The organism is Hyunsoonleella pacifica (genome assembly GCF_004310335.1).
Classification (GTDB): Bacteria; Bacteroidota; Bacteroidia; order Flavobacteriales; family Flavobacteriaceae; genus Jejuia; species Jejuia pacifica.
The window spans coordinates 1-303 of sequence record NZ_SIRS01000033.1; the positions used below are offsets into that span (position 1 = coordinate 1).

Annotated in this window: 1 protein-coding gene; it reads right to left on the reverse strand. The window is 36.3% G+C overall.

The window, feature by feature from the left end; all coding sequences use genetic code 11:
* Nucleotides 1-303 (reverse strand): NAD(P)H-hydrate epimerase (locus EYD46_RS17640; protein WP_174719916.1); only part of this gene is annotated, 303 nt, incomplete at both ends.

A 303-nucleotide genomic window follows, 5' to 3' on the forward strand; every position in this document is an offset into this window, starting at 1 on the left:
TGCAACAGGTCTGTTTAAACCAATGCCAAAAACTGCATCAACAATAATATCATCTGGATGTATCTCTGGGAAAACTTCAGTACATTTTAAAAGTGTTGGCCATTTATTTGTAACGTTTTTTATTCTAGCGTAATTAATTAAAAAATCCTTTGAACGCTTATCACTGTAATTAATAACATAGGTATGTACATTGTAACCATGTGTTACCAAATGTCTTGCCAAAACCAAACCATCGCCCCCATTATTCCCAATACCACAAAACACATGCACAGGCACTTGTGCACCTTGCATACGCGCATGCAT